The 19,320-nt window shown below is 72.6% G+C and carries 16 protein-coding genes; 4 read left to right on the top strand and 12 right to left on the bottom strand.

Features of this window, described 5'->3' with window-relative positions; translation table 11 throughout:
• Positions 1-175 precede the first annotated feature (175 nt).
• The 3 genes from whiA to rapZ are packed head-to-tail and all read right to left on the bottom strand — an operon-like array spanning position 176 to position 3,144.
• Entirely contained in the window at positions 176-1,156 is a 981-nt protein-coding gene (gene whiA / locus BUS84_RS14000) for a DNA-binding protein WhiA (RefSeq protein WP_074312802.1), read from the bottom strand.
• 54 nt (positions 1,157-1,210) lie between these two features.
• Complete coding sequence (locus BUS84_RS14005; protein WP_074312804.1) at positions 1,211-2,245, bottom strand: gluconeogenesis factor YvcK family protein; 1,035 nt, start codon at positions 2,243-2,245, stop codon at positions 1,211-1,213.
• Positions 2,242-3,144: an RNase adapter RapZ gene (gene rapZ, locus BUS84_RS14010; RefSeq protein ID WP_074318787.1), complete on the bottom strand. Its 903-nt coding sequence runs from the start codon at positions 3,142-3,144 to the stop codon at positions 2,242-2,244. The genes BUS84_RS14005 and rapZ overlap by 4 nt, the downstream gene beginning before the upstream one ends.
• Positions 3,145-3,388: 244 nt before the next feature.
• On the opposite strand from rapZ, the gene recQ reads away from it, so the two are divergent.
• Complete coding sequence (recQ, locus tag BUS84_RS14015) at positions 3,389-5,242, top strand: DNA helicase RecQ (protein WP_074312805.1); 1,854 nt, start codon at positions 3,389-3,391, stop codon at positions 5,240-5,242.
• Between the two features lie 96 nt (positions 5,243-5,338).
• Here recQ and BUS84_RS14020 read toward each other — a convergent pair whose 3' ends face one another.
• From BUS84_RS14020 to rsgA, 5 genes are all read right to left on the bottom strand, one after another.
• Complete coding sequence (locus BUS84_RS14020; RefSeq protein ID WP_074312806.1) at positions 5,339-5,995, bottom strand: C39 family peptidase; 657 nt, start codon at positions 5,993-5,995, stop codon at positions 5,339-5,341.
• An 879-nt stretch (positions 5,996-6,874) separates the two neighbouring features.
• Positions 6,875-8,875 (bottom strand): excinuclease ABC subunit UvrC, encoded by a 2,001-nt coding sequence (uvrC, locus tag BUS84_RS14025; protein WP_074312807.1) that lies wholly within the window; start codon positions 8,873-8,875, stop codon positions 6,875-6,877.
• Positions 8,876-9,026: 151 nt separating this feature from the next.
• On the bottom strand, positions 9,027-9,515 hold the full coding sequence (locus BUS84_RS14030) for a Rieske (2Fe-2S) protein (RefSeq protein WP_074312808.1): 489 nt from the start codon (positions 9,513-9,515) through the stop codon (positions 9,027-9,029).
• Positions 9,516-9,703: 188 nt separating this feature from the next.
• Positions 9,704-12,652 (bottom strand): excinuclease ABC subunit UvrA, encoded by a 2,949-nt coding sequence (gene uvrA / locus BUS84_RS14035; protein WP_074312809.1) that lies wholly within the window; start codon positions 12,650-12,652, stop codon positions 9,704-9,706.
• A 181-nt stretch (positions 12,653-12,833) separates the two neighbouring features.
• A complete protein-coding gene (rsgA, locus tag BUS84_RS14040; RefSeq protein ID WP_074318788.1) occupies positions 12,834-13,904 on the bottom strand; it encodes a ribosome small subunit-dependent GTPase A in 1,071 nt (356 codons plus the stop codon).
• A 176-nt stretch (positions 13,905-14,080) separates the two neighbouring features.
• Between rsgA and BUS84_RS14045 the strand changes: the two genes are divergently transcribed.
• Positions 14,081-14,797, top strand: coding sequence for a maleylpyruvate isomerase family mycothiol-dependent enzyme (locus BUS84_RS14045; protein WP_074312810.1), 717 nt, complete (start codon positions 14,081-14,083; stop codon positions 14,795-14,797).
• A 7-nt stretch (positions 14,798-14,804) separates the two neighbouring features.
• Positions 14,805-15,458 (top strand): MBL fold metallo-hydrolase, encoded by a 654-nt coding sequence (locus BUS84_RS14050; RefSeq protein WP_074312811.1) that lies wholly within the window; start codon positions 14,805-14,807, stop codon positions 15,456-15,458.
• 88 nt (positions 15,459-15,546) lie between these two features.
• Here BUS84_RS14050 and BUS84_RS14055 read toward each other — a convergent pair whose 3' ends face one another.
• Together BUS84_RS14055 and BUS84_RS14060 are read right to left on the bottom strand one after the other, a co-directional pair.
• Positions 15,547-16,167, bottom strand: a complete 621-nt coding sequence (locus BUS84_RS14055) for a DedA family protein (protein ID WP_074312812.1) — start codon at positions 16,165-16,167, stop codon at positions 15,547-15,549.
• 102 nt (positions 16,168-16,269) lie between these two features.
• Positions 16,270-16,965: a class I SAM-dependent methyltransferase gene (locus tag BUS84_RS14060; protein WP_074312814.1), complete on the bottom strand. Its 696-nt coding sequence runs from the start codon at positions 16,963-16,965 to the stop codon at positions 16,270-16,272.
• 181 nt (positions 16,966-17,146) lie between these two features.
• Between BUS84_RS14060 and BUS84_RS14065 the strand changes: the two genes are divergently transcribed.
• Positions 17,147-17,350 (top strand): cold-shock protein, encoded by a 204-nt coding sequence (locus BUS84_RS14065; RefSeq protein ID WP_007462771.1) that lies wholly within the window; start codon positions 17,147-17,149, stop codon positions 17,348-17,350.
• A 48-nt stretch (positions 17,351-17,398) separates the two neighbouring features.
• Here the strand turns inward: BUS84_RS14065 and BUS84_RS14070 are convergent, their stop codons facing one another.
• Positions 17,399-18,679, bottom strand: a complete 1,281-nt coding sequence (locus BUS84_RS14070; protein ID WP_074312816.1) for an MFS transporter — start codon at positions 18,677-18,679, stop codon at positions 17,399-17,401.
• Positions 18,676-19,251, bottom strand: a complete 576-nt coding sequence (locus BUS84_RS14075) for an ArsR/SmtB family transcription factor (RefSeq protein ID WP_074312818.1) — start codon at positions 19,249-19,251, stop codon at positions 18,676-18,678. The genes BUS84_RS14070 and BUS84_RS14075 overlap by 4 nt, the downstream gene beginning before the upstream one ends.
• Positions 19,252-19,320 lie beyond the last annotated feature (69 nt).

Genomic DNA, 19,320 nt, shown 5'->3' on the forward strand with positions numbered 1-19,320 from the left:
ACGGTTCATCTCGGCACCCCGCCGCGGTCTGAGGACCTGACCGCCCGAGGCGGTGGGCACGACGAGGAGTGCCTGTGTCGGCCCCCTTGCCGTACGCAGCGACCTTATCCGAGCGTGCGCGGCCACGCTGCGCCGGGTCGTGTTCCCGGGCGCACCGTGCGGCCCCACCGTCCTATCAGACCACGAGCATGTCGGGCGTGACGGCTGCTTCGGTATCCGGGATGCCGAGGTCCCGGGCCCGCTTGTCGGCCAGCGCCAGCAACCGGCGGATCCGCCCGGCGATGGCGTCCTTGGTCAGCGGAGGCTCAGCCAGCGCGCCCAGCTCCTCCAGCGACGCCTGCCGGTGCTCCAGGCGCAGCCGACCAGCGTCGGTCAGGTGGTTGGGCGCCTCGTCGGCGAGGATCTCCAGCGCCCGGGTCACCCGGGCGGCGGCGGCCACCGCGGCGCGCGCCGAGCGGCGCAGGTTGGCGTCGTCGAAGTTGGCCAGCCGGTTGGCGGTGGCCCGCACCTCGCGTCGGACCCGACGCTCCTCCCAGGCCAGCACGCTGGAGTGCGCGCCGATCCGGGTGAGCAGCGCGGCGATGGCGTCACCGTCCTTGACCACCACCCGGTCCACCCCGCGCACCTCGCGGTTCTTGGCGGTGATGCCGATCCGACGGGCCGCGCCGACCAGCGCCAGCGCCGACTCCGGCCCGGGACAGGTGATCTCCAGGGCGCTGGACCGGCCGGGCTCGGTGAGCGAGCCGTGCGCCATGAACGCGCCCCGCCAGGCGGAGACCGCGCAGCAGACGTTCGCCGCCACCACATGCGGGGGCAGCCCGCGCACCGGCCGGCCGCGTACGTCCAGCAGGCCGGTCTGCCGGGCCAGGGCCTCGCCGTCCTTGACCACCCGGACGATGAAGTGGCTGCCCTTGCGCAGGCCGCCGGAGGCCAGCACGTGGATTTCGCTGGGGTACCCGTAGACCTCAGCGATCTCCCGGCGCAGCCGGCGGGCGACCGCCCCGGTGTCCAGCTCCGCCTCCACCACCACACGACCGGAGACGATGTGCAGCCCCCCGGCGAAGCGCAGCAGCGCCGCCATCTCCGCCCGCCGACAGCAGGGCTTGGGCACGTCGACCCGACTCAGCTCGTCCTTGACCGCAGCCGTCATCGCCATTGTGCGTCCCCTCACGGACCGGTTCCGGCGTGTCGCCGGAGATTACGTACGTGTCTAACGATCGGCACCCAGGACAGGCACCAGCGCGGCGCCCAGGGCAGCCGGATCATGGCGGGGAGTGCCGTCGATGACGGCGACGGGGGCGAGGACCAGGCGGGCACCCAGCGATTCTGCCGCACGTTCGACCGGTTCGGGGTCACCCACCGCCTTGGCGTCAGCCAGCACAAGATCCACCTTGAGCTCGGGAAGGTACCAGTGCAGCGCCGCGAGGTGGTCGGCGACGGAGAGCCCGAGGGTCTCCTTTTCCGCGGCGAGGTTCAGGGTGACCAGTCGCCGGGCCGGGCTGGACACGATCGCGTCGGCCAGCTGCGGCACCAGCAGGTGCGGCAGCACGCTGGTGTACCAGCTGCCCGGCCCGAAGATCAGCCAGTCCGCCGCGCCGATCGCGGCCAGCGCCTCCGCGCAGGCCGCCGGGGCGGTCGGGCTGAGCCGCAGCGACTCGACCCGCCCGGTGGTGACCGCCACCTGATGCTGGCCGCGCACGGTGCGCACCTCGTCCGGGGCGGCCGGGTCGGCACCCCGCACCCGGGCCTCGATGCCCACCGGTTCGCGGGACATGGGCAGCACCCGGCCGACCGCGCCGAGCATCGCGCCGGCGTGCTCCAACGCGGCGACGGGGTCACCGAGCAGCTCCATCAGGCCGCAGAGCACCAGGTTCCCGACCGCGTGCCCGGCCAGCCCGTCGGCCCCGGCCGCCGCCTTGCCGGCACCGCCGTCCGGCCCGCCCGTCGCCCGGGCCGCGGACCCCGGTGCGTCCGCCGGCGCGGCGGCGAAGCGGTGCTGGAACAGCCCGGCGCTACGGCGCGTGGCGGGATGGTCGCCGGCCAGCGCGACCAGCGCCTGCCGCAGGTCACCGGGGGGCAGGCCACCCCGCTCGGCGCGCAGCCGGCCGCTGGAGCCGCCGTCGTCGCCCACCGTGACCACCGCGGTGATGTCCAGGTCCAGTTCGGGAGCGCAGTGGCGCAGCGCGCGCAGCGAGGCGGAGAGGCCGTGCCCGCCGCCGAACGCCACCACCCGGCGGGCCGTCATTCCCGCCCCAGGTCGCGGTGCTGGGGGTTGGCCGCCAACCCGGACTGGCGCAACCGGCCGGCCAGTTCCTCGGCGATGGCCACGCTGCGGTGCTTGCCGCCGGTGCAGCCCACGGCGACCGTCAGGTACCGCTTGCCCTCCCGCTCGAAGCCGGCGGTGGTGGCGTTGACCAGGTCGGCGTACGAGGCGACGAAGGCGTCGGCGCCCTCCTGGCCCAGCACGTACGCGCTGACCGCCTCCTCCCGCCCGGTGTGCTCGCGCAGCTCGGGCACCCAGTACGGGTTGGGCAGGAACCGGGCGTCCAGCACGAAGTCGGCATCCGGCGGCAGGCCGTACTTGAAGCCGAACGACAGCACGGTGACCCGCAGCCGGCGGGCATCCTCGCCGCCGAACAGCTCCTCGATGCGCCGGCGGAGCTGGTTGACGTTCAGGTGGCTGGTGTCGATGATCACATCGGCCTGGTCGCGGGCCTCCTCGAGCAGCCCACGCTCCACGGCGATGCCGTCGGCCAGCCGCCCGTCGCCCTGCAACGGGTGCGAACGCCGGACGCTCTCGAACCGCCGGATCAGCACCTCGTCGTCGGCGTCGACGAAGACCACCCGGGGTGAGAAGCCGCGCTCCTTGAGCTCGCGGATCGCCCCGACCAGGTCCGTGGAGAAGGCGCGCGAGCGCACGTCCAGCACCATCGCGGTACGCCGGGCCGCGCCGCCGGCCTTGAACGCCAGCTCGGCCATGTCGAGCATCAGCGCCTGCGGCAGGTTGTCCACCACGTAGTACCCGACGTTCTCCAACGCCCGCGCCACCGTGCTGCGGCCGCCGCCGGAGAGCCCGGTGACCACCACGAGCGTGGTCTCCGACTCGGCCGTCGGCTCGCCGTCGACGGCCGCCGGGACGTCGATCCGGTCGCTGGCTCTGTGCGCCTCGCTCACCCGTACCCCCAAGCCGTGGCGCCGCGGCCGCCCTCGGCCGCGATTGGTCAATCAGCGACTCTATCCCGCCGCCCGGCCGAGGTCGGGCACCCGTCGCCGGTCGGCCCGCCCCGGGCCTGACCAACCGGTCCCGGCGCGGCCGAACGCGCCGCCCGCGCTCCGGCCTCGGGTGCGCCGGGCGTGCCCTGTCGGGGTGGGCTCGTAGACTCCGCGAATGGCTTCCCCCACCGACCTGCGTACCGAGGGCGCGCTGCCGGTGCTGCGCCGGGTGTTCGGCTACGACGCCTTCCGCGGCTTCCAGCAGGAGGTGATCGACCACGTGGTGGCCGGCGGTGACGCCCTGGTGCTGATGCCCACCGGTGGCGGAAAGTCGCTGTGCTACCAGATCCCGGCCCTGGTCCGCGAGGGCGTCGCGGTCGTCGTGTCCCCGCTGATCGCCCTGATGCAGGACCAGGTGGACGCGCTCACCGCGGTCGGCGTCCGGGCCGGCTTCCTCAACTCGACCCAGACGCTCGACGCCCGGCGCCGGGTCGAGGCGGCCTTCCTCGCCGGCGAGCTGGATCTGCTCTACCTGGCCCCGGAGGCGCTCGGCGTGCGGTCCACCCTCGGCCTGCTCGACCGGGGCCGGATCGGGCTGTTCGCCATCGACGAGGCGCACTGCGTGTCCCAGTGGGGGCACGACTTCCGCCCCGACTACCTGGCGCTGTCGATGCTGCATGAGCGGTGGCCGGACGTTCCCCGGATCGCGCTGACCGCCACCGCGACCAGCGCCACCCGCACCGAGATCGCCAGCCGGCTCAAGCTCGACGACGCCCGGCACTTCGTGGCCAGCTTCGACCGGCCCAACATCCAGTACCGGATCGTGCCCAAGCGCGAGCCGCGCAAGCAGTTGCTGGCCCTGCTGCGCGATGAGCACCCCGGCGACGCCGGGATCGTCTACTGCCTGTCCCGCGCCTCGGTGGACAAGACGGCCGAGTTCCTCACCGCCAACGGGATCGCCGCGCTGCCGTACCACGCCGGCCTGGACGCGGCCACCCGCGCCGCCAACCAGCAGCGCTTCCTGCGCGAAGACGGCCTGGTCATGGTGGCGACCATCGCCTTCGGCATGGGGATCGACAAGCCCGACGTCCGGTTCGTCGCGCACCTCGACCTGCCCAAGTCGGTCGAGGGCTACTACCAGGAGACGGGCCGCGCCGGCCGGGACGGCCTGCCGTCCACGGCATGGCTGGCGTACGGGCTCCAGGACGTGGTCCAACAGCGCAAGATGATCGAGACGTCCGACGGCGACCTCGCCCACCGCCGCAACCTCGCCGCGCACCTGGACGCGATGCTCGCGCTCTGCGAGACGGTGCGCTGCCGGCGCGTCCAGCTGCTCGAATACTTCGGCGAGCCGGCGACGGCTGCCTGCGGCAACTGCGACACCTGCCTCACCCCGCCGGAGTCCTGGGACGGCACCGTCGCCGCGCAGAAGTTGCTCTCCACCGTCTTCCGCCTCGACCGCGAGCGCAACCAGCGGTTCGGCGCCGGGCACTGCATCGACATCCTGCTCGGCAAGCAGACCGACAAGATCAGCCAGTACGGTCACGACTCGCTCACCGTCTTCGGCGTCGGCGCCGACCTGAGCGAGGCCGAGTGGCGGGGTGTGGTCCGGCAGTTGCTCGCCGAGGGGCTGCTCGCCGTGGAGGGCGACTACGGCACGCTGGCGCTGACCGAGGCGAGCGCCGAGGTGCTGGGGCGCCGCCGCACCGTGACGATGCGCCGTGAGCCGGAGAAGCCGGCGTCGAGCCGGTCGGCGAAGCCGCGCGGCGCGGCCACCGTGGTCGCGGAGCTGGACCCGGCCGCCACGGCGGTCTTCGAGCGACTGCGCGGCTGGCGGGCGGCCACCGCCAAGGAGCAGGGCGTCCCGGCGTACGTGATCTTCCACGACGCCACGCTGCGGCAGATCGCGAGCGACGCGCCCGGCTCGCTGGCTGAGCTGTCCCGGGTCAGCGGGGTCGGCGAGAATAAGCTCGCCAAGTACGGCGAGCAGATCCTGACGGTCCTCGCCGCCGACACCGCCCCGGCATGACCGACCGGCGTGGTCGCACCGCCGACCGTGTGTTGGGCATGACGAAAGGGCCGGGCCCCTGGTTGGGGGTCCGGCCCTTGTCGTTTGGTGCTGGTGTCAGCTGGTGGCGTAGCCGCGGGTGGCGATCCAGTCGGCGAGGTGCTCGACGGTGACCTCGTAGGAGGCGGTGTTCGGATCGGCCGAGTCGGCGATCTTCACGACGTTGCCGTTGTCGCGGTAACCCACGACGCTGATGTAGTGCCCGCCCTCGAAGGAGTGCACAGCGCCGTCGGTGTCGCTGGTGGTGCCGGCGATGTTCGCCACCACGGCCCGACCGTCATCCACGGTGCGCACGATGTCCGCGCGCAGCGCGTGGGTCTGCTTGCCGTCAGCGTTCGGGCTGGAGATCTCCACGCTGTGGTAGGCGTCCTTACCGGTTTCCTTGTTCAGCACCGGGGTGATGTCGTTGATCGAGTTGGTGCCGGCCTCGGTGGTGCCCATCTCCTTGGCCATGGCGTCCACGCTGATGTCCTTGCCCTGCACGGACAGGGCGTTACGGGTCGCGGCCGGACCGCAGTAGTAGAAGTTCGGCTGCGCCTCGTAACGCACACCCAGCTGACGCTCACCCGCGGGCTTACGCTCGGTCTGGGTCTGGGTGGTGGGCTTGGCGTCCGACGCGGCGTACGCGGCGGTCACCGGACCAGCGATAACGCCACCGGTGAACGCGAGCCCAGCAGCGGTCAGCGCGGTCTTACGAATCAGATCGGTACGCATGATGGCGTGCTCCTCTGCATCGGGGGTACGCGCGACACACACAACAACGGGGGGTGTGCGCCGCACGCGAAAAACAGGGGGGAAAGTCTGAAAGGGATCTGCCCGGCGGCTCAAGGGGGCCTGCTCGGGGTGTCCAGCCGGATGTAACCGTGGCGGCCCGGCCGGTGTTCCCAACCGGCTGCCGGATGCTCGGCGGCTGCGGCTACGGGGGGATGTAACCGCAGTGGCCTGGCCGGTGTTCCCGGCGGCTGCCGCACCGGGCCGGGGGAGGCCGCGGTGATCTGCCAGGTATAACCACCCCGGCCGGCCCCCGATTCCACGGTCAGAGTGCCCCCGACCATGGGACGACGACCCCGAAATCGGACACCCCGGCACTCACGAACCGGACATTCAAGCCCTCCGGACCCTGAACCCACCGGGTTAGCCGCGCCCGCCATCCCTGGCCGACGTCGGCTGAGAGTCCGCGGTGGGTCCGTCACGGGCCGACACCCGCACCGAAGAGCGGTATACCTCTGAGTCATATCTATGACTCAGAGGTATACCGCTTCATGCCAACTGTCCCGCCGGCTCGGGACGCGGTCCTGAACCTCCCGGGCGCCGCCTGATCCACACGCCCGCGTCCGTTCGCGTGCGCCCGGTGCGCGGTGTGTGCCGTCCGCGGCCGCAGGTAAAGATCTGCGCGACTTTAGGGGAAGGTGCCTGGGGCGCGTCGGCCAAGCGGCAACTTCCCGCTGGGCGCGGACCTTGGGCTGAGCACGATCATCGACGCAACGGACGTCCCGCGGCGAACGGCGGGCGTTGCGCGCTCTGAGGCCCGGATCAGGGCGTGCCGGGATCAGGGCGTGGTTGTACCGGATGGCGAGGGTACGGCCGGCGGGCTCACGAACTCGGCGTGGCCTCGGCGCCCTCGTCGGCCCTCGTCGTGCCCTTGCTGAGGGCGGCCAGGATCGACTCGGCGGTGCGCCGGCCCACCCCGGGCACCTCGGTGATCTCCTCGACGGTGGCGGCGGAGAGCCGCTTGAGCGAGCCGAAGTGCCGCAGCAGGGCCTTGCGCCGCACCTCGCCCAAGCCGGGCACGTGGTCCAGCGCCGACTCGGTCATCCGCTTGGAGCGGCGCTGCCGGTGGAAGGTGATGGCGAACCGGTGCGCCTCGTCGCGTACCCGTTGCAGCAGGTAGAGCCCTTCCGAGGTGCGCGGCAGGATGACCGGGAATTCGTCGTCGGGGAGCCAGACCTCCTCCAGCCGCTTGGCCAGCCCGCACAGCGCCACGTCGTCGATACCGAGCTCGGCGAGGGCCTGGGCGGCCGCCGCGACCTGCGGCGCGCCGCCGTCGACGACCACCAGCTGCGGTGGGTACGCGAACTTGCGCGGCCGGCCGGTGGTCGGATCGACCAGGATGCCGACCTGCGGCTCGTCGGGGTCACCAAGACCACCCGGGGCGGCCGGATCGTCGGCCGGCTCGACCCCCACCTCGCCCGTCTCGGCCCGCGCGTCTAGGTAGCGGGCGAAGCGACGGCGCAGCACCTCGGACATCGCGGAGAGGTCGTCGGTCGCGCCCCGGACGATGAAACGCCGGTACTCGCTCTTGCGGGGCAACCCGTCCTCGAAGACCACCATGCTGGCCACCACGTCGGTGCCCTGGATCTGGGAGATGTCGAAGCACTCGATGCGCAGTGGCGAGGTGCGCATGCCCAGCGCCTCGCTGATCTCGTCCAGCGCCTTGCCCCGGGTGGTCAGGTCACCGGACCGCTTGAGCTTGTGCCGGGCCAGCGCGTCCTTGGCGTTGCGCTCCACCGTCTCCATCAGCGAGCGCTTGTCGCCACGCTGCGGCACCCGCAGCGACACCCGGCTGCCACGGTGGGTGGAGAGCCAGTCGGCCAGCGCGTCGGCGTCCGCCGGTAGCTCGGGCACCAGCAGCTCGCGGGGCACGTCGGCCTCACCGTGCTCGCCGCCGTACACCTGGGTGCAGAAGTGGTGCACCAGGTCGCCGGTGGTCAGCTCCTCAGTTTTCTCCACCACCCAACCGCGCTGGCCGCGGACCCGGCCGTCGCGGACGTGGAAGACCTGCACGGCCGCCTCGAGCGGGTCGTCGGCGAACGCGACCACGTCGGCGTCGGTGCCGTCGCCCAACACCACGGTCTGCTTCTCCATCGCCCTGCGCAGCGCGGCCACGTCGTCGCGCAGCCGGGCGGCCCGCTCGAACTCCAGCTGCTCGCTCGCCTCGGTCATCTCGCGTTCGATCTTGCGGACCATGGTGTCGGTGCGCCCGGCCATGAAGTCGCAGAAGCCGTCGACGATGGCCCGGTGCTCGTCGGCGGAGACGCTGCCGACGCAGGGCGCCGAGCACTTGCCGATGTAGCCGAGGAGGCAGGGCCGACCGACCTGGCCAGCCCGCTTGAACACCCCGGCGGAGCACGTCCGGGCCGGGAACACCCGCAGCAGCAGGTCGAGGGTCTCCCGGATCGCCCAGGCGTGCGAGTACGGCCCGAAGTAGCGCACGCCCTTGCGCTTCGCGCCGCGCATCACCTGGAGCCGCGGGTACTCCTCATCGAGGGTGACGGCCAGATAGGGGTACGACTTGTCGTCGCGGTAGCGGACATTGAACCGGGGGTCGTACTGCTTGATCTCGGTGAACTCCTGCTGGAGCGCCTCGACCTCGGTGCCGACGGTGATCCAGTCCACCGACTCGGCGGTGGTGACCATCTGCCGGGTGCGTTCGTGCAGGTTCCAGATGTCGCCGAAGTAGGAGTTGAGCCGGCTGCGCAGGTTCCTCGCCTTGCCGACGTAGATCACCCGGCCGGTGCCGTCGCGGAAGCGGTAGACCCCCGGGGACTCCGGGATGGTGCCGGGTGCGGGACGGTAGGTCGAGGGGTCAGCCACGCCAGCAAGCCTAGTCCGCGGCACCGACACGCCGCCGGAAGCACTAGATCGACTCGGGCTCCCGGGAAGTCGGGCCGGCGACGGGTGCCGGACACGCCGGCGTCCGGAAGGCGAGTCGATCTAGCGTCGGTATCCGGGTGGGGCGCGGCTGTCAGGCCAGGGAGATCTGGTCGCCGGTGACCTTGATGCCCTTCGCCGGCAGCGGCTTGGTGGCCGGACCGGCCTTCACCGAGCCGTCCTCGATCGAGTACTTGCTGCCGTGGCAGGTGCAGTTGATGGTGCCGCCGTCGACGTTCGTCACCGGGCAGTTCTGGTGCGTACAGATCGGGCTGAAGCCCTTGAACTGTCCGGCGGTGGGCTGGGTGATGACCACGCCCTCGGCGGCGAGGACCTTGCCGCCGCCGACCGGGATGTCCGCGGTGGTGGCCAACGACTGGGCGCCCTGCCGGTCGCCGCCGCCGGCGTCGCCGGTGCTGGGCACCGCCGGGCCGCCGCTGGTGGGGGCGGCGCCGTCGCCACTGCCGGAGTCGTCACTGCCGCAGGCGGCCAGCACGACGGCCGCGCCGACCGCCCCGACACCGGTGAGCAGGGTCCGACGGGTCTGTGTACCCGGACCGGTCAGCGCCTGATCGTCACTCATGCCTCGCCTCTTTCTTGGCCGCTGCGCCGGTCAAGAGCCGGCCACACCTCTCCACACGGGCAACTGTGCCGGATGGTTCACGGCGGCACCCGTCCGACCCGGGAAATGGGACGGGGCGGGCCGGACCGCGTCTCGCGCGCCGCAGTCGGCGCGCGAGACGGGTCTGACCCGCCCCGCAGGCATCGGGGTCAGCGCGCGCCGGCCGCCGCCACCTTACGGCTCGCCCGCGTCTTGGTGACCCCGTTGGCCTTGGCGGCCCGGGTGGTGGCGGCCGCCGCGCCCTTGGCCTCGCCGTCGAGCTTGAGCACCTGGCGCAGGAACTGACCGGTGTGACTCTCGGACACCTCGGCGACCTCCTCAGGGGTGCCGGTGGCGAGCACCATGCCGCCCCGGTGGCCGCCCTCCGGGCCCATGTCGATCAGCCAGTCGGCCGTCTTGATCACGTCGAGGTTGTGCTCGATGGTGATCACCGTGTTGCCCTTGTCGACCAGCCCCTCCAGCACCATCAGCAGCTTGCGGATGTCCTCGAAGTGCAGGCCGGTGGTCGGCTCGTCGAGCACGTAGACCGTCCGCCCCGTGGAGCGCTTCTGCAGCTCGGAGGCGAGCTTGACCCGCTGAGCCTCACCACCGGAGAGGGTCGGCGCGGGCTGGCCGAGGCGGACGTAGCCGAGGCCGACGTCGACCAGCGTCTTGAGGTGACGGTGGATGGCCGGGATGGCCGAGAAGAACTCGGCGGCCTCCTCGATCGGCATCTCCAGCACGTCCGAGACGGTCTTGCCCTTGTAGTGCACCTCAAGGGTCTCCCGGTTGTACCGGGCGCCCTTGCAGACCTCGCACGGGACGTACACGTCGGGCAGGAAGTTCATCTCGATCTTGATGGTGCCGTCGCCGGAGCACGCCTCGCAGCGCCCGCCCTTGACGTTGAACGAGAACCTGCCCGGACCGTACCCGCGCACCTTGGCTTCGGTGGTCTCGGCGAAGAGCTTGCGGACGTGGTCCCAGACCCCGGTGTAGGTGGCCGGGTTGGAGCGCGGCGTCCGGCCGATCGGCGACTGGTCCACGCCGACGACCTTGTCCACGTGCTCCAGGCCGCCGACCCGGGTGTGCCGGCCGGGCACCAGCCGGGCGCCGTTGATCTGATTGGCCAGCACCGCGTACAGGATGTCGTTGACCAGCGTCGACTTGCCCGAGCCACTGACCCCGGTGACCGCGATCAGCTGACCCAGCGGGAAGGAGACGGTCAGGTTGCGCAGGTTGTGCTCGCGCGCGCCGTGCACCACCAGCTCCCGGTCCTTGGTCTGCGGGCGGCGCTTCTGCGGCGTCGGGATCGACCGGCGGCCGGACAGGTACGCCCCGGTGACCGACTCCGGGTTCTCCAGCAGCGCCGGCACCGAGCCGCTGTGCACGATCTTGCCGCCGTGCTCACCGGCGCCGGGCCCGATGTCGACGATCCAGTCGGCGGTGCGGATGGTGTCCTCGTCGTGCTCCACCACGATCAGCGTGTTGCCCAGGCCCCGCAGCCGGATCAGGGTCTCGATCAGCCGGTGGTTGTCGCGCTGGTGCAGCCCGATCGACGGCTCGTCGAGCACGTACAGCACGCCCACCAGCCCGGAGCCAATCTGGGTGGCCAGCCGGATGCGCTGCGCCTCGCCGCCGGAGAGGGTGCCGGCGGGCCGGTCCAGGGAGAGGTAGTCCAGGCCGACGTCGAGCAGGAACCGCAGCCGGGCGTTGATCTCCTTGAGCACCCGCTCGGCGATCATCTTCTGCCGGTCGGTGAGCTCGATGCCCGCGAGCAGGTCGGCGCACTCCCCCACGGACAGGTTGCAGACCTCGGCGATGCTCTTGCCGGCCAGCGTGACCGCGAGCACCTCGGGCTTGAGCCGGGCGCCGCCGCACGCCGCGCACGGCACGTCGCGCATGTAGCCCTCGTACTTGTCGCGGGACCACTCGGACTCGGTGTCGGAGTGCCGGCGCTCGATCCACTGCACCACACCCTCGAAGCCGGTGTAGTAGGAGCGCTCGCGGCCGTACTTGTTGCGGTAGCGCACGTGCACCTGGTCGTCGGAGCCGTGCAGGATCGTCTTCTGCGCCCGCGCCGGCAGCGCCCGCCACGGGGTGTCGACGTCGAAGTGCTGAGCCTCGCCGAGCGCCTCCAGCAGGCGCAGGAAGTATTCCAGGTTGTGGCCGGTGGACCAGGGCTGGATGGCGCCCTCGCGCAGGGTGCGCTCCGGGTCGGGCACCAGCAGCTCCGGGTCGACCTCCTTCTTGGTGCCCAGGCCGGTGCACTCCGGGCAGGCGCCGTACGGCGCGTTGAAGGAGAAGACCCGGGGCTCGAGGTCCTCGATGGCGAGCGGGTGGTCGTTGGGGCAGGCCAGGTGCTCGGAGTAGCGACGCTCCCGCTCCGGGTCGTCCTCCGGGAGGTCGACGAAGTCGAGCAGCACCAGGCCGCTGGACAGGCCCAGGGCGGCCTCGACCGAGTCGGTCAGTCGCTGCTTGGCGCTCGGCTTGACGGTGAGCCGGTCGATCACCACCTCGATGGTGTGCTTCTCCTGCTTCTTGAGCTTCGGCGGCTCGGTCAGCGGGTGGACCACGCCGTCGACCCGGGCCCGGGCGTAGCCCTTGGCCTGCAGCTCGGAGAAGAGGTCGACGTACTCGCCCTTGCGGCCGCGGATGACCGGGGCGAGCACCATGAACTTGGTGCCCTCGGCCATGGCGAGGACCCGGTCGACGATCTGCTGGGGGCTCTGGCGGGAGATCCGCTCGCCGCAGACCGGGCAGTGCGGCTCGCCGATGCGGGCGAAGAGCAGCCGCAGGTAGTCGTAGACCTCGGTGATGGTGCCGACGGTCGAACGCGGGTTGCGCGAGGTCGACTTCTGGTCGATCGAGACGGCCGGGCTCAACCCCTCGATGAAGTCGACGTCGGGCTTGTCCATCTGGCCGAGGAACTGCCGCGCGTACGACGAGAGCGACTCGACGTAGCGCCGCTGCCCCTCGGCGAAGATCGTGTCGAAGGCCAGGCTCGACTTGCCCGACCCGGACAGCCCGGTGAACACGATGAGTGCGTCCCGGGGCAGGTCGAGACTGACGTCACGCAGGTTGTGCTCGCGCGCGCCACGGATGATCAGTCGGTCGGCCACGGTCCGTGTACTCCCGGGTGAAGACGAAGCGAAGGATGTGTCCCGCTCTGGGATGATCTGAGCGGTCGTGCGGGCGCGGAAAACACGCCTCGGCAACTCTAGCCCCGAGGTATGACACTTTCCCCCGCCCGCACATTCCCCCAGCTCAGCCCGGTCGGCCGGGCCGGTCGGAAGCCCCCGGTCAGTAGCCTCCGGGCGTCGGTGGCCGGGTCGCACGGCGCCGGGCGGAACGCCACCCGCCACGCCGCTCCGCGGCCAGCCGCGCCTCGCGCCGCCGGCTCTCCTGGGCCACCTCCCCCTGCAGCCGCCGCCAGCTCTCCCAGCGGCGGGTGGAGAGCTCACCGGTGCGCAGCGCGTCGCGGACCGCGCAGGCGGGCTCGCCGTCGTGCCCGCAGTCGGCGTACCGACAGCCCTCGGCCAGCCCGGCGATGTCGGCGAACGCACGGTCGAGCCCGACCACGCCGTCCAGCAGGCCGACCGCCCGCACGCCGGGCGTGTCGATCACCGCGCCGCCGCCGGGGATCGGCACCAGCGCCCGCCAGGTGGTGGTGTGCCGGCCCTTGCCGTCGACCCGCCGGATCGCCTGGGTCGGCATCATCACCGCGCCGGCCAGCGCGTTGACCAGGCTCGACTTGCCGGCGCCGGACGGCCCGAGCAGGCCGAGCGTGCGGCCGGGCGCCACCTCGGCGCGCAGCGGTTCCAGGCCGAGGCCGCGCTCGGCGCTGACCGGCAGCACCGGCACACCGGGGGCGACCGCGGCCAGCTGGCGGGCCAGCGCGTCCGGGTCGGCCGCGAGGTCGGCCTTGGTCAGCACGACCAGCGGCCGGGCCCCGGACTCGTGGGCCAGGGAGAGCAGCCGCTCGATCCGGCCGACGTCGGGCTCCGGGTGCACCGGCTCCACCACAGCGGCGGCGTCGAGGTTGGCGGCCAGCACCTGGCCGCTGGCGTCCTTGCCCGCGGTACGGCGGATCAGCGCGGCCCGCCGGGGCAGCACCGCCTCCACCGTGGTGCGGCGGTCCGGCCAGTGCGTGAGCAGCACCCAGTCGCCCGCACAGGGCAGCGTGGAGGGGTCCCGAACGGCGACGGCCAGCACCGCCCCACCCAGGCTGGCCCGGACCGGGCCGGCCGCGGTGAGCACCGTGCAGACCCCCCGGTCCACCCGGGCCACCCGCCCCGGGTGGTGGTCGCCTCGTCGCGCGGCGTACGCCGCCCGCTCGGCGTCCCAGCCGAGGGCGGTCAGATCGATCGTCATGGCATCCTCATCGGTGTCGAAGCTGGTGATGGCGGAACACGTGCCACGTCCGGCATGATCACCACCTCCGTCCGACGTCCCGGTGCCGCGCATGCCGCTGACGGTAGGTTGCGCGCCGACGCGCCGAAAGCGATTTCCCCGGCGACGCCGCGACGGCGGACCGCTAGGGTCGACGCGTGACCACCGATCCGCTGCTGCTGATGGGCGAGGTGGACGACGCCACCCGTCGACTCCTGCGTACCGCGGCCTCCTTCGACAACGCCGACCTGGCGGCCGCGTCCCTGCTTCCGGGCTGGGCGCGCGGCCACGTGCTGGCGCACCTGGCGCGCAACGCCGACGGCTTCGTCAACCTGCTCACCGCGGCCCGCACCGGCGAGCCGCTGCCGATGTACGCCTCGCCAGAGGCCCGCACGGCGGACATCGAGGCCGGCGCCGGCCGGCCACCGGCCGAGCATCTGGACGACCTGCGGCGTACCGCGGACCGGTTCACCGAGGCGGTCGCGGCCATGCCGGTCGAGGCGTGGGCGGCGACGGTGCAGACCCGCCGGGGCCCGTGGCCCGCGGCGCTGCTCGTCTGGGGCCGGTTGCGCGAGATGGAGGTGCACCACCTCGACCTGGCCGCCGACTACCGGCCCGCCGACTGGTCGGAGGCGTTCGCCCACCGGCTGCTGCGCGAGGTGGCCGCGCACCACGGCGACCGGCCGGACCCGCCGTCGATGGTGTTGCGCTTCGACGGCAGCCGACACGAGCTGGTGATCGGGGAGCGCGCGGGCGCACCGGTCATCGCCGGTCCGGCCGCCGACCTCGCCGCCTGGCTGATCGGCCGTGACGGCGGTGGCTCGCTCGCCATCACTCCCGACGGCCCCCTGCCTACTCCACCGGAATGGATATAGACACCTCATGACATACAGCGGAGACGTCACCCCCGGCGACGCGCCAGCGGTGCGGGAGCTGAGCGGGCTCACCATCAGCAAGCTGTCGGTGGGCCCGATGGACAACAACGCCTACCTGTTGCGCTGCACGGCCACCGGCGAGCAGGTGCTGATCGACGCCGCCAACGAGGCGCCCCGCCTGCTGGACCTGATCGGCGACGGCGGGCTGACCGCCGTGGTGACCACCCACCAGCACATGGACCACTGGGTGGCGCTGGAGGAGGTCATCGCCAAGACCGGCGCCCGCCCGCTGGTGCACGCCGACGACGCGGCCGGGTTGCCGATCGAGGCGGAGCGGCTCGCGGACGGCGACACCGTGCCGGTCGGCGACTGCGCGCTGGAGGTCATCCACATCAAGGGGCACACCCCGGGTTCGATCGCGCTGCTCTACCGCGACCCGGCCGGCACCCCGCACCTCTTCACCGGTGACAGTCTCTTTCCCGGCGGGGTAGGTAACACCGACAAGGATCCGGAGCGCTTCGCCGCGCTGATCGACGACGTCGAGCGCAAGCTGTTCGACCGGCTGCCGGACGAGACCTGGTTCTATCCCGGTCACGGCAAGGACAGCACGCTCGGCGCGGAGCGCCCCGCCCTGCCCCAGTGGCGCGCGCGGGGCTGGTGAGCCGAGCGGGGCCGGCCCCCCGGCCGGCCCCGCACCACCCACCCGCGCGTGCGGGCGCACCCCCGCGCCGGCCGTCGGGCCGACCCGGTCAGGGCGTCGGCGTCCCGGTGACCGCCCGCAGCCGGCGCCGGGTGCCCAGCAGGACCACGGCGGCGAGCACCACCCCGACCCCCATGGTGACCAGCAGCGGGCTGGATCCTCCCGGCAGCAGCCCGGCCAGCGAGCGGGACGCGGTGCCCAGCGCCAGGTAGAGACCGGCCCAGGCCGTCGCGCCGAGCGCCGCGAAGCCGAGGAACCGCCGGTACGACATCCGCAGCCCGCCGGCGGCCAGCGGCAGCAGCGCGTTGAACACCGGCAGGAACGGCGCGACCACCACCATCCGGCCCCCACCGCGACGCAGGATTCCCTCCGCGGCCGCCCAGCGTTCCTCGCCGATCCAGTCGCCGATCCGACTGCGCCGCAGCCGATCCCCGTACCGGCGGCCGACGAGGAAGCTCAACGACCAACCGGCCAGGCAGCCGACCAGCACCGCGGTGAAGGTGGCGAGCCCGGTGGCCGGGCGGCCCACCCCGACGGCGGCGAGGATCGCCACGTCACCGGGGATCAGGACGCCCAGCAGCGGTACGGCGTCGAAGAGCATGACCAGCCCGAGCGTGCCCATCAGCAGCAGGATGGGGAGTTCTCCGACCTGAGCCAGCCATTGCGTCATGCCTCGTACGCTATGGCTCCCGCACCACCGTGGACATCAGGTCGCATCCCCCACCGACCCCTGGTATCCGTATCGGGGTCGCCCCTGAGGCCGCCCCCGGCCTCAGGCGGGTCGCAGCACCTGCACGCGGCGTAGCGACGAGTCGACCGAGGGTTCGGTGGTGGGCACCGGATAGTCGGCCAGCACCGTCAGACGGTCCGTCGGCAGGTGCCCCCGGCCGGGGTCGCCGACGAGCACCTCGGCGCCGCCGGCGGCGGCCCGTTGGAGGAACGGCAGCATCCGGTCGGCCATCGTGCGGCTGTAGAAGACGTCCCCGGCGACGACCAGGTCCGCCCCCACGTCGGCGCTGTCGAGCAGGTCGTCCCCGGTGGCGTCGACGGCCACCCGGTTGGCCCGCGCGTTGAGGACGACGGAGGCCACGGCGTACGGGTCGATGTCGTTGGCGACCACCTGTGCGGCGCCGGCCAGCGCGGCGGCGATGGCCACCAGCCCCGACCCGGCGGCGAGGTCGAGCACCCGCCGGCCGGCGACCAGATCCGGGTGGTCGAGCAGGTGGCGGGCCAGGGCCTGGCCTCCGGCCCAGGCGGAGGCCCAGTACGGCGGCGGCAGGGCGTGCCCGACGGCCGCCTCCATCCGGGCCCACCAGACGATCGCGTCCTCGGCCAGGTGCAGCCGCACCTCCGGGACGAAGGGAGTGGGCACCAGCCGGAGCCGGTCCAGCCCCCCGCCGGGCGCGTCGATCTCGCGCTCCAGCTCGGACAGCGCGGTGGCTGCGGCTCCCCTCATCGGCGCAAGCATGCCGCAGTGGAGGATGATCGGGGCACGTTTCACGTGCCGGCGCGCAGAGTTCACCCGACTTCGCTCCAACACCTACGGCACTTCGGCCGGCGGATTGGCGTTTCTCCCGTTACTGTCGGACAGGTACGGGCGATCATCGGCCACAGGCCGAGGGTCAGCCGCTTTGAACAGGGAGAGATGCATGGCAACCGGCACGGTTAAGTGGTTCAACTCGGAAAAGGGCTTTGGCTTCATCGAGCAGGACGGTGGAGGGCCGGACGTGTTCGTCCACTACTCCGCCATCGCCTCGAGCGGCTACCGGGAGCTCAACGAGGGCCAGAAGGTCGAGTTCGAGGTGACCCAGGGGCAGAAGGGTCCGCAGGCGGACAACGTCCGCCCGATGTAGCTCCGTGCCGGTAGCGGCGGCCGGTCTCCGGCCGCCGCTGCAGCGCACTCAAGACGCCGCCGGGGCGGCGGGCAGGTCCCGCCGCCGCCGGAGCGGCCCGATCAACAGAATCATCGGGGTGAGCGCCAACCAGGCGGTCATCACCCCGATCGCTGTCCCGACGCCGTAGCGCGCGCCGAGGGCACCGGCCAGCACGGCCGCCAGCGGGATGGTGCCGTAGTTGAGCAGCTGCATGCTCACGGTCACCCGGCCGAGCAGGTGGTGCGGGGTGTACGTCTGCCGGAAGCTGCCCTTGACCACGTTGCCGATCGCCACTCCGAGGCCGATCAGGATCCCGCCGAGGGCCGGCCAGATCAGCCCCACGCCGGGCGTGGCCAGCGGGATGAGCAGCGCGGGTGGCCCGGTGAGGGCCGCCCCGAGCAGCATGGCCCGCGCGGTGCCGCAATGCCGGGCCAGCGTGGTGGCCAGCAGCGCGCCGACGATCCCGCCGGCGCTCATCACCGCGACCAAAACGCCCACCAGGCCGGGCGCGAGCCGCAGCTCGCGGACCAGGAACACCACCAGGACGGCCTGGTAGCCGATCAGCCCGATGTTGCTGGCGGCGCCGAAGCCCGTGAGCACCCGCAGGTACGGGTCACGGACGACGAAGCGCAGCCCCTCGGCGATGTCCCGACGCAGCGACCGGGACCGGTCCGTCCGGGGGGTACGCGGTTCGACGGTGCGGATCCGCAGCAGGCAGGCCGCGGAGAGCAGGAACGTGAGCGCGTCCAGCAGCAGCGCGGCGACCGCCCCGGTGACCTGGGCGATCAGGCCCGCGAGGCCGGGCCCGACGATGTAGCTCGCGGTCTGGGTGGCCTGCAACTTCGCGTTGCCCTCCGGCAGCTGCTCGGCGCGGAGCAGCACCGGCAGGTACACCTGGTCGGCGGTCTCGAAGAAGACCCGCGCGGTGCCGGCGCCGAGCGCGACCAGCAGCAGGTGCCAGACGGTGAGCCGGTCCAGTGCGGCGGCCAGCGGCACGCTGAGGAAGGCCACCGCGCAGAGCAGGTCGCAGGCGACCATCACCGGCCGGCGCGGCAGCCGGTCGACCCATGCGCCGGCCGGAAGGCCGATCAGCAGCCACGGCAGCCAGGCCGCGGCGGTGAGCACCGCCACCTGGAAGGTGCCGGCGTCGAGCACGGCCACCGCCACCAGCGGCAGCGCGACCGTGGTGACGTTGCTGCCGACGCTGCTGACCGCCTGGCCGGCCCAGAGCAGCCGGAAGTCCCGGTGCCGCAGCAGCCCGCCGGCCGGCCGGACCGGGCTCGGGTCGGTGTGTGTGGCCGTGGTCACGGCCGGGCCGGGACGCCGTGGACGAACACGAAGACCGGCTGGCGCTCGCGCCCGTCGTCGGGCACCTCCCGGTCGCCCCAGCGGGCCAGCAGGTCGATGATCTCTTGACCCAGCTCGGCCAGCTCGTCCGGCGTGAGGTGCAGCCAGCGGTCGGTGGAGAACGGCCCGTCGTCCCAGGCGGCCTGCGCCGCCTCGTCGGCGGCGTGCCAGGCACGGGCCAGGGCGACGTGCCGGTCCAGGTTGAGCGAGGTGGCGGCGTCCGCGACCGCCCGGGCCGCGGGGTCGGCGTCGAAGTCGGTGTTGGACCAGCGCACCCCCCGGGTGACCAGCCGCCACCACCGCTCGCGCCGGTCGCGGGCCAGCTCGGGGGCCTCGGTGACCAGCTCACCGGAGGCGAGCACCTTGAGGTGGTGGCTGACGTTCGCGGGGGCCTGGTCGGTGCGCTCGGCGAGCATGCCGACGGTCGAGGGCCCGTGCACCTTGAGCACGTCCATCAATCGGCGGCGCAGCGGGTGGGCCATGGCGGCCAGCACCCGCGAGTCGGTGACCTGGCGTACGTCGGGGCTCTCCATGCCACCCAGCCTGTCATCCGCAACGACAGTTACGCAACATCTATTGCGTAACTGTCGTTGCGGATCAGG

Source organism: Micromonospora cremea, from assembly GCF_900143515.1.
Classification (GTDB): domain Bacteria; phylum Actinomycetota; class Actinomycetes; order Mycobacteriales; family Micromonosporaceae; genus Micromonospora; species Micromonospora cremea.

Excerpts from the sequence above, each read along its gene's own strand:
- BUS84_RS14065 (WP_007462771.1), top strand. The coding sequence starts at position 17,147 with ATGGCAACCGGCACGGTTAAGTGGTTCAACTCGGAAAAGGGCTTTGGC.
- BUS84_RS14060 (WP_074312814.1), bottom strand. The coding sequence starts at position 16,965 with ATGCTTGCGCCGATGAGGGGAGCCGCAGCCACCGCGCTGTCCGAGCTG.
- BUS84_RS14075 (WP_074312818.1), bottom strand. The coding sequence starts at position 19,251 with ATGGAGAGCCCCGACGTACGCCAGGTCACCGACTCGCGGGTGCTGGCC.
- BUS84_RS14055 (WP_074312812.1), bottom strand. The coding sequence starts at position 16,167 with ATGACGCAATGGCTGGCTCAGGTCGGAGAACTCCCCATCCTGCTGCTG.
- BUS84_RS14050 (WP_074312811.1), top strand. The coding sequence starts at position 14,805 with ATGACATACAGCGGAGACGTCACCCCCGGCGACGCGCCAGCGGTGCGG.
- whiA (WP_074312802.1), bottom strand. The coding sequence starts at position 1,156 with ATGGCGATGACGGCTGCGGTCAAGGACGAGCTGAGTCGGGTCGACGTG.
- BUS84_RS14020 (WP_074312806.1), bottom strand. The coding sequence starts at position 5,995 with ATGCGTACCGATCTGATTCGTAAGACCGCGCTGACCGCTGCTGGGCTC.
- rsgA (WP_074318788.1), bottom strand. The coding sequence starts at position 13,904 with ATGACGATCGATCTGACCGCCCTCGGCTGGGACGCCGAGCGGGCGGCG.
- BUS84_RS14030 (WP_074312808.1), bottom strand. The coding sequence starts at position 9,515 with ATGAGTGACGATCAGGCGCTGACCGGTCCGGGTACACAGACCCGTCGG.
- recQ (WP_074312805.1), top strand. The coding sequence starts at position 3,389 with ATGGCTTCCCCCACCGACCTGCGTACCGAGGGCGCGCTGCCGGTGCTG.
- BUS84_RS14005 (WP_074312804.1), bottom strand. The coding sequence starts at position 2,245 with ATGACGGCCCGCCGGGTGGTGGCGTTCGGCGGCGGGCACGGCCTCTCC.